The organism is Kitasatospora sp. NPDC008050 (assembly GCF_042957465.1).
Lineage (GTDB): Bacteria > Actinomycetota > Actinomycetes > Streptomycetales > Streptomycetaceae > Kitasatospora.
The window spans coordinates 149,785-156,134 of record NZ_JBIBIJ010000019.1 but is presented as its reverse complement, the minus strand read 5'-3'; the positions used below and the strand labels follow the sequence as shown (position 1 = coordinate 156,134).

Annotated in this window: 4 protein-coding genes and 3 tRNA genes; 4 read left to right on the top strand and 3 right to left on the bottom strand. The window is 73.5% G+C overall.

Translation table 11 applies throughout. From position 1 onward, the window contains the following. The coding region (locus tag ACFZB9_RS30125) for a DEAD/DEAH box helicase (protein WP_391452465.1) at positions 1-2,037 on the bottom strand (2,037 nt) is incomplete at its 3' end. Between the two features lie 1,520 nt (positions 2,038-3,557). Here ACFZB9_RS30125 and ACFZB9_RS30120 point away from each other — a divergent pair. The 4 genes from ACFZB9_RS30120 to ACFZB9_RS30105 all read left to right on the top strand — a co-directional run bounded on the left by ACFZB9_RS30120 (position 3,558) and on the right by ACFZB9_RS30105 (position 4,357). Continuing rightward, positions 3,558-3,899, top strand: a complete 342-nt coding sequence (locus ACFZB9_RS30120) for a metallopeptidase family protein (RefSeq protein WP_391452463.1) — start codon at positions 3,558-3,560, stop codon at positions 3,897-3,899. Between the two features lie 157 nt (positions 3,900-4,056). After that, positions 4,057-4,129: transfer RNA gene (locus ACFZB9_RS30115), tRNA-Glu, on the top strand. Positions 4,130-4,182: 53 nt separating this feature from the next. Next, positions 4,183-4,256, top strand: a tRNA-Asp gene (locus tag ACFZB9_RS30110). 27 nt (positions 4,257-4,283) lie between these two features. Further along, positions 4,284-4,357: transfer RNA gene (locus ACFZB9_RS30105), tRNA-Phe, on the top strand. A gap of 111 nt (positions 4,358-4,468) precedes the next feature. Here the strand turns inward: ACFZB9_RS30105 and ACFZB9_RS30100 are convergent. Both ACFZB9_RS30100 and ACFZB9_RS30095 read right to left on the bottom strand, forming a co-directional pair. After that, a complete protein-coding gene (locus ACFZB9_RS30100) occupies positions 4,469-5,872 on the bottom strand; it encodes a DEAD/DEAH box helicase (protein WP_391452461.1) in 1,404 nt (467 codons plus the stop codon). 3 nt (positions 5,873-5,875) lie between these two features. After that, the gene (locus ACFZB9_RS30095; RefSeq protein WP_045694210.1) at positions 5,876-6,079 is read right to left on the bottom strand and encodes a cold-shock protein; all 204 of its coding nucleotides are present in this window, start codon (positions 6,077-6,079) and stop codon (positions 5,876-5,878) included. Positions 6,080-6,350 lie beyond the last annotated feature (271 nt).

The following is a 6,350-nucleotide window of genomic DNA, read 5'->3' as shown; positions in this document are numbered from 1 at the left end:
GTCATCGCGGTCACGCGAACCGAAGCCACCGCGGTTGTCACGGTCACCGAAGGAACGCGCCGGACGGTCGCCACCGAAGGAGCGGCCACCACGGTCATCGCGGTCACGCGAACCGAAGCCACCACGGTTGTCACGGTCACCGCCGAAGGAGCGGCCACCACGGTCATCGCGGTCACGCGAACCGAAGCCACCGCGGTTGTCACGGTCACCGAAGGAACGCGCCGGACGGTCGCCACCGAAGGAGCGGCCACCACGGTCGTCACGGTCACGCGAACCGAAGCCACCGCGGTTGTCACGGTCACCGAAGGAACGCGCCGGACGGTCGCCACGGTCATCGCGGTCACGCGAACCGTAGCCACCACGCTCGCCGCCACGCCCGCCACGGTCACGGTCGCGGTCGCCGTAGGACGGACGCTCGTTGCGGGCCTCGCGGTAGGCCGGCACCCGGTCCTCGCGCGGCTCGCGCACCTCGCGCACGGGCTCGGTGACGACGGCCTCGGCGGCCGTGCCCTCAGCAGTCGCGCCCTCGGCCGACTCCGCCGGCGCCTCGTCCTCGATGCCCAGCTCGGCCCGCTCGCGCGCGGCCCGCGCGGTGAGGCGGTCGGCCTCCTCGCGCAGCTCGTTCGCACGGCGCTGCGCGCGCTCCAGCTGGCGGGTCATCTCGGCGACCTCGCGCTCCGCCGCACCGGCGATGCCCGAGGCGCTCTCCGCCTGGACCTCGATCAGCGAGCGGGCGCCGGTGATCTTGGCGACCTCGGCGTCGAAGGCGTGGTCCAGGATGTGGCGCGAGGCGTCCACGCCCGCGTCCTCCATCAGGCGGAAGACGCCACGGCGCTGGTGCGGCAGCACCAGGGTGACCACGGCGCCGGAGCGGCCCGCGCGGGCGGTGCGGCCGGAGCGGTGCAGGTAGTCCTTGTGGTCACCGGCCGGGTCCACGTTCAGCACCAGGTCGATGCCGTCCACGTGGATGCCACGCGCGGCGACGTCGGTGGCGACGACCACGTTGACGTAGCCGTCCTTGAAGTCGCCCAGCACCCGGGTGCGGGCGCCCTGGGTCATGCCGCCGTGCAGCGCGTCGGCCTTCACACCGGCCTCGATCAGCTGCTCGGCCACCCGGTCCGCGCCCATCTGGGTGCGGACGAAGATGATCGTGCGGCCCTTGCGGGCGGCGATCGCGTTGGTGATCGGCGCCTTGTCCTTGGGCTTCACCACGAGGATGTGGTGGGTCATGGTGGTGACCGCGCCCTGGGCCGCGTCGACCTCGTGGGTGACCGGGTTGCTCAGGTAGCGCTTGACCAGGCTGTCGATCTCGTTCTCCAGGGTGGCGGAGAAGAGCAGGCGCTGGCCGCCGGTCGGCACCTGGTCGAGGATCTCGGTGACCTCGGGCAGGAAGCCCATGTCGGCCATCTGGTCGGCCTCGTCGAGCACGACGGTCTGGACGTCGGCCAGCTTGGCGGTGCCGCGGTTGATCAGGTCACGCAGGCGGCCGGGGGTGGCGACCAGGACGTCGACACCGCGCTCCAGCGCGTAGATCTGGTTCGACATCGAGGTGCCGCCGCAGACGACCTTGAGCTTGAGGCCGAGCACCGAGCCGAACGGCTCCAGCGCGTCGGCGACCTGCATGGCCAGCTCGCGGGTCGGGACCAGGATCAGGCCGCGCGGGTGCTTGGGCTTGGTGCGCTCGCCGTCGGCGAGGCGGGTGAGCAGCGGCAGACCGAAGCTCAGGGTCTTGCCGGAGCCGGTGCGGCCACGGCCGAGTACGTCCTTGCCGGCCAGCGCGTCCGGGATGGTCGCGGCCTGGATCGGGAACGGGGTGGTCACACCACGCTTGGCGAGGGCACGCACCACGTCGTCGTGCAGGCCGAGGTCACCGAAGGTGATGGTCGGCTCGGCCTCGACCTCGGCCTCGGCGGCGTCGACCTCGGTGGCGTCGGCGTCGGTGTCGACGTCGGCCTCGAACTCGGCGATGGAGGCGTCGATGGTGGTGTCGGTCAGGCCGGCGGCGGCGAGGGCCTCGTCCTGGGCGTCAGCGGGCATGACGAAGCGGGCGTCGTCAACGAGAGACAATGCAAAACCTTCCGGAAGTGGCACGCGCCTAAGTCCGGGGTTCTGACTTACAACCGCCTCTATGCGGTCAGCCACGGATCGCCGGAACGCGCCAAGGGCGCCAGGTGAAAACGAGGGCGCCAGTCAAATGGATCAAACGAACGATCTCCCACCATAGAGGAACCATCACTCCGAAGGCAAACCCGGGGGCGCACCTGGTCAATGTGCGGCCGAACCGGCACTCCCAGTCGTAGATCCACTACCGCTCGCGGAGGGCGCCGGTGCGCCCGTCGGCGAGGCCGGTGCGCCGGACGGGTGAGGCGACCCGGCCGAGGAGCCGCCCGAGGTCCCGGGGCTGGCCGAGCCGCCGCCGGCGGCCCCACCCGCGCCGCCCGCCCCGGCCGAGGAGCCGGGGTTCGCCGTGCTGCCACCGCCGCCCGCGCCCCCGCTGCCACTCGTGCCACCGCCCGCGCCACCACCGCCCGCGGCGCCGGCACCCCCCGCGGCACCGCCGGTGGCCGGCGCGCCGGTGGTGCCGCCACCCCCCGCACCGCCCGCACCGCCGGCCCCGGCCGCGCCCCCGGTGCCACCCGTGCCGCCGGCGGCGCCCGCAGCGGGCCCGCCGCCCTGCGCCCCGCCGCCCGCGGGTGCACCGCCCGCCGCCGCGGGTGCCCCCGGCTCGGGCGGCGGCGCGGGCACCGCCACCACGCCCCCACCGGTGCCGGGCGCCGGGGACGCACCCGGGCTCGGGTCGTTCACGGGGGCGACCTCGCCGCCGGCCGCGCCGGTCGAGGCCCCGCCAGGCGCCCCTGACGCCCCCTCAACCCGGCTGCCGGGCCGCTCGGGGCGGGCGGACGCGGTGCCGGCCCGCAGCGGCCCGGCAGCCCCGCCGACCCTGCCGCTCGGAGTGGCCGATCCCGAGACGTGGCCGACCGGCTGCTGCCCCTGGCCGGACCCGACCTCCATGCAGCCGGCCGCGCTCAGCCCGGCCAGTGCCAGCACCGCGGTGCGCACCGCCGTCCGCGCCGCCACCGAGCGCAGGGCCACCCGGCGCGACGCCGCGGCCCCGTCCGCCCCCTGTCCCGCCGCGAGCCGGGCCGCCCGCACCCGGGCCGCCGCCGAGACCCGTGCCACCGAGACCCGCGCCGCCGCGGACCGCCCGCGCCGGCCCGCCGCCACGAGGGCCGGCACTCCCCGGCCGCCCGGACGGCCGCCTGCCCGTCGGCCGGGCAGCCCACCCGGCGTCCCCTCCGGCATCTCATCCGGCCACTCGCCCGAACGCCCGCTCGACTGCTCGCCCGGCCGTCCGCTCGCACCTGTCGGGATCATTGCCGCCGCCTCTCCGCGCACCCCACCCTGGCCGCACCGACCAGCGGCCCCTTGCGGTGCCCAACGCCCGGCGCGCCCCTGGGACACGGCCGCCGCCCCGGCGGATCCGGCGAACCCGCGCCGACCCGAGGCGCCATCACCTGGCACAGCTTCAGCCCGCCCAGGACAATGGCCGCGTGGACATGAGCCGGGACGAATTCGAGACGCTGGTCAGTGACGCCCTCGACCAGATCCCCCCGCAACTGGCGGCGATGATGGACAACGTGGCCGTCTTCGTCGAGGACGAGCCCGACCCCGCCACCCCCGACCTGCTCGGCCTCTACGAGGGCACCCCGCTCACCGAGCGCGGCGAGTGGTACGCCGGGGTGCTGCCCGATCGGATCATCATCTACCGCGGCCCGACCCTGCGGCAGTGCGAGACCCGCGAGCTGGTCGTCGCCGAGGTCCGCACCACCGTGATCCACGAGGTCGCCCACCACTTCGGCTTCGACGACCACGAGCTGCACGAGCTCGGCTGGTCCTGAACCGTGCGGCGCGCCCGCGCGCCGCACGCCCCCGCAACACCGCTGGTCGCGGCCCCGCTCCCGGCCGGCCCCGGGCAAACCCGTTTTGGCGTTCCCGCCCGCATCCCATATGCTTCTCACGTCCCCGACCGCTGGAGAACAGCCGGGCGGGCCGCAAGCCCTCATCGTCTAGTGGCCCAGGACGTCGCCCTTTCAAGGCGGTAGCACGGGTTCGAATCCCGTTGGGGGCACGTAGTACCGAGCAGTAAACGTAGTACAGTTCAGGGCCGTAAGGCTCTGTCGAGGTCCTGTGGAGCAGTTGGTTAGCTCGCCACCCTGTCAAGGTGGAGGTCGCGGGTTCAAGTCCCGTCAGGATCGCTCATCCCGCAAGGGATGGTGCAGTACGGCCAGGTAGCTCAGTTGGTACGAGCGTCCGCCTGAAAAGCGGAAGGTCGCCGGTTCGACCCCGGCCCTGGCCACCCGAATGGAAAGCCCCCGAGCGCATCGCGCTGCGGGGGCTTTTTCGTGCGGTCCGGTGCTCAGCCGGCTCCGGCGCCCAACCGGCTCCGGCACTCAGGTGGCGACGGCGCTCAGCCCGCGGCGCGGGCGGCTGCCGGGTGACGGCGCGCCGGCCTGCCGCGGCCGCGCTCGGCGTGGCCGCGGCCGGGTGCTTCGATCACCGGGTCGGGCACCACCACGGGCACGCCGGTGGGGACCCGGGCGCCGGTGATCCGGGCGAGCGCCACGTCGCCGGACCGTACGTGGGCGGCGGCGGGCGTGATGCCGGCCGCGGCCAGCATCCGGGCGGTCCCGCGGCGCTGGCTGGGCAGCACGAGGGTGACGACCGTGCCGGACTCGCCGGCCCGGGCAGTGCGGCCGCCGCGGTGCAGGTAGTCCTTGTGGTCGGTCGGCGGGTCGACGTTGACGACCAGGTCGAGGCCCTCGACGTGGATGCCACGGGCGGCGACGTTGGTGGCGATCAGCGCGGTCACGGTGCCGGAGCGGAACTGCTCCAGGGTGCGGGTCCGCTGCGGCTGCGACTTGCCGCTGTGCAGCGCGGCCGCCTTCACCCCGCAGGCCAGCAGCTCCAGCACCAGCTGGTCGGCGCCGTCCCTGCTCTCGGTGAACATGATCACCCGGCCGTCGCGGGAGGCGATCCGGGTGACGGCGGCGCGCTTGTCCGCGCCCCGGACGTACAGCACGTGGTGGTCCATCGCGCCGCCCTCGTCCGCTGCCGGGTCGATCGCGTGGGTGACCGGGTCCTTGAGGAAGCGGTGCACCAGACGGTCGACGTCGTGGTCCAGGGTGGCGGAGAACAGCAGCGTCTGGCCGCCCGCGCCCACCTGGTCGAGCAGCTCGGTGACCTGCGGCAGGAATCCCATGTCGGCCATCTGGTCGGCCTCGTCCAACACCGTCACCGCGACGTCGTCCAGCCGGCAGTCGCCGCGCAGGACCAGGTCCGCCAGCCGGCCCGGGGTGGCCACCACCACCTCGGCGCCCCGGTTCAGGGCCAGCGCCTGGTGGTGGATCGGCATCCCGCCGACCAGGGTGGTCAGTCGCAGCCGCACCGCGCGGGCGTAGGGGGCCAGGGCGCCGCTCACCTGCTGGGCGAGGTCCCGGGTCGGCACCAGGACCAGGGCCAGCGGACGACGGGGCTCGGCCTGCCGGCCGGCGGTACGGGCCAACAGGGCCAGCCCGAAGGCGATGGTCTTGCCGGAGCCGGTGCGGCCACGGCCCAGCACGTCACGACCGGCCAGCGAGTTCGGCAGGGTCGCGGCCTGGATCGGGAACGGCGCGGTGACGCCCTGCCGGATCAGGGTCGCGAGCAGCGCCCCCGGCAGATCCATTCCATCGAACGACTCGACAGCGGGCAGCACCGGCGTGGCATCGGAGGAGTGCATCGTGCGGAGCCTTCCTTGGAAATGCCGAAGGCCTGCACCGTGCAAACGCGCGATGCAGGCCCGTGCCGCGCGGCGGATGCCATGCAGCGGGATGTACTAGAGCGGGCGAATGTTCTCGGCCTGCGGGCCCTTCTGACCCTGCGTGACGTCGAACTCGACCTTCTGGCCCTCGAGCAGCTCACGGAAGCCGTTGGCGTTGATGTTCGAGTAGTGGGCGAACACGTCAGGACCGCCACCCTCCTGCTCGATGAAGCCGAAGCCCTTTTCCGAGTTGAACCACTTCACGGTGCCATTAGCCATAGAAAAATCTCCTTCAAAGGGCTGTTCGAAGCTCGCGCGTCGCGAGCCTCACATCGCCGAGATGGATGACCCGCCGGAGAACATCCGGGAAACAAAAATGCGCCTGCGATCACAACCGGCAGGCGCACACAAAGTTCATGGGAACCACAACTGCAACTGACTCGACTGTAGCAGGGTCCGACCCCGAACGGGGGGGATCTTGGGGCCGACTTCTCGGGCACCCTCGAACGCCCGTGGCCCCGCCGTGCGGGCGCCTCGGACACCCGTCCCA